Here is a 2,409-nt window from a genome sequence, read left to right on the forward strand (position 1 = left end):
CATAAGCGGCGAGATGCTGCGGGAGCACGTGCGTGCCACGTGCCACCAGCTCAACGCCGAGCTGTTCGCGGATCCGCTGCCCGCACGCGAGGTCGAAGACATCGCCAAGAGCATCCACAAGTGGATAACCACGCGCAGCCGCATGTGGCGCGACGGGGCCGTGGCGTGCGAGGCCACCTTCATCGCCATGCAATCCGCACGCGGCCGCAAGGGAGGGCGTGAGAACAAGCATGACGGTGAGAGCAGATACCAGAAGTACCTGGAATACATGAAGGAGGCAGCAGAATGACGAGAACAATCCTGAGGAAGAAGCGCCCGCTTCCCGCCCGCGAGATGGCGGAGATGTTCGGCGTCAATCCGCGCACGATTCGCTCATGGAACGCAGTTAAACGCGAGGATTGGATTGACGAGCAGGCCGCGATGCGCGAGTCCATCCGCGCCTACCACGATGACGAGGGACACACGTGGCCGCAGACCGCCGAGCACTTCGGCATGAGCAGCAGCGCGGTTCGGCAGCGCTGCTACCGCGCGCGCAAGGAGCGCGAGGCAGAGGCGGCGGAGAAATCGAAGCATCTGCCCGGCGAGATGCCACTGTTCGACTGACGCTAAACGTTGCCCCAAACGCGAACACAGCACTTAGGGAGGCCACCATGGAAATCCGTCACGCCGATTTGCAGATCGAGGTCGAGGACGCCGAGGACGGCGGCGTGCTGCTAACCATCATCGATTCCGCGCGCCTGTCGCTGTCCCTGCCGCGCAGGACGGCCAGGGAGCTGCTGGACGCGATAGACGCGTGCATGAAGACGGGTGAGCGCCAGACCACCGATTCGGTGGACGTGTGGAGGACGGCGGACGACCTGCCGCTGTTCGGAATGCACGTCGGAATCGATGGGGCGTCCTGGACGTGCGGCGCGGTGCGTAGCTGGGACGTGGACGGGCTGGCCGACGAGCTGGAAGCACTGCTGCTGGACTAGCAGGCGGCGAAGCAGGCCCCGCGATTCTTTCGCGGGGCTTTTTCGTTCCCCAAGCCCCGAGTGTCCAGACCGGCGCGCGCTGAATCGACGGACGATTGGAGCGGACGGGGACGGCTACCCCGCCAAACGCATCGACGGAAAGGACGGGGCATGAACGAAATCACGCCATGCAGGACACCGCAGAGAAACCATGAAATCGGCACTGGAGTAGCAAGCGACGTGATTGGATATCCAATCACGTCGCTTGCTACTCCGGCCTTGCGGCTTTTGCGCGGAGCATTTCCGGTCATCGGCCTTCGGCACTCGGGTTGTTGCTCCAGCGCCGAAGGGCGCTGGAGGTGCTGCGTTCGGTTCATGTACATGAACCGTCTAGCTTGCTTACCTTCGATTTGATGGGCATCTCCATGGAGATGTCCATCGAGATATCCATAGGGTGTCCATGGACACCTCCATGGAGATGCCCATCTGAGCGCACAGGAAGCCGGGGCGGTGGGCTGGGTTCAGCCGACGCTTTGACGAGCGCATCACGCCGGAGCAAGTGGAGGAGGTCACTGTGTCATTCCACCGCGTCGAGGGGCTGCTGGGAGGGCTGTTCGAGGACAAGCGAGAGGCCAGAGGGGCCAGGGAGCGGGTGGAGTGAGCCGCCGGACAGCGCAAGCGGGGCTTGCGGCTGAATTATCTGACTTGGTTTTATGCCTACTTGGACAGTGCACAAATAGGGTGTACCATGCTCGGTATGACTGAAAAACTCGCGCAGCCGACACTGGATTTGCCGACCGCGTTCGACGCCTGGTACCTGCCCCGGCGACCGCTGTGCTGCGACGACGACTACGCGCAGCTGCGGCGCAGGAGCCGCGCGGACGCGCTGAAACATGAGCATATCGAGACGAATCCGGCGGCTCTGGTGAACATGCTCGTTGTGGACATCGACGCGGCGGAGGGGCGTGCGATGGCGCTGTGGGAGCACCAGGGCATGATGCCGAACCTGGTCATGGAGAATCCCGCGAACGGGCACGCGCACGCGGCGTGGGTGCTGGCCGCGCCCGTCTGCCGCACGGACGTGGCGAGGCTCAAGCCACTGAAGCTCGCCAGGAGCGTCACAGAGGGCCTCAGACGCTCCTGCGACGGCGACGCGGGCTACGCGGGGCTCCTGATGAAAAACCCGCTCAGCGGGGCGTGGAGCAGCGAAATCACAGCATCCGACGCATACGCGCTCGAAGAGCTGCGCGCCGCGCTCGAAGAGCACGGTGACATGCCGCCCGCGTCGTGGAAGCGTACGAAGCGCGCCCGCACGGTCGGTCTGGGACGCAACTGCACGCTGTTCGACGAGGCGCGCACGGACGCCTACCGATACGTGCGCAAACTGCCTGACAGGACGGCCATAAGCGGCGAGATGCTGCGGGAGCACGTGCGTGCCACGTGCCACCAGCTCAAC

4 protein-coding genes are annotated in these 2,409 nt (G+C 64.2%); all 4 read left to right on the forward strand.

Features of this window, described 5'->3' with window-relative positions; genetic code table 11:
* Nucleotides 1-289 (forward strand): primase C-terminal domain-containing protein (locus KTQ83_RS11590; RefSeq protein WP_217285048.1); only part of this gene is annotated, 289 nt, incomplete at its 5' end.
* On the forward strand, nt 286-603 hold the full coding sequence (locus KTQ83_RS11595) for an RNA polymerase sigma factor sigma-70 region 4 domain-containing protein (protein ID WP_101628946.1): 318 nt from the start codon (nt 286-288) through the stop codon (nt 601-603). The genes KTQ83_RS11590 and KTQ83_RS11595, both read left to right, overlap by 4 nt.
* Nucleotides 604-650: 47 nt before the next feature.
* Nucleotides 651-974, forward strand: a complete 324-nt coding sequence (locus KTQ83_RS11600; protein ID WP_012520240.1) for a hypothetical protein — start codon at nt 651-653, stop codon at nt 972-974.
* A gap of 736 nt (nt 975-1,710) precedes the next feature.
* Nucleotides 1,711-2,409, forward strand: a 699-nt coding sequence (locus tag KTQ83_RS11605; protein ID WP_217285049.1) for a replication initiation protein, incomplete at its 3' end; no start/stop codon positions are given.

It is taken from the genome of Holdemanella porci, assembly GCF_019052655.1.
GTDB lineage: Bacteria > Bacillota_I > Bacilli_A > Erysipelotrichales > Erysipelotrichaceae > Holdemanella > Holdemanella hominis.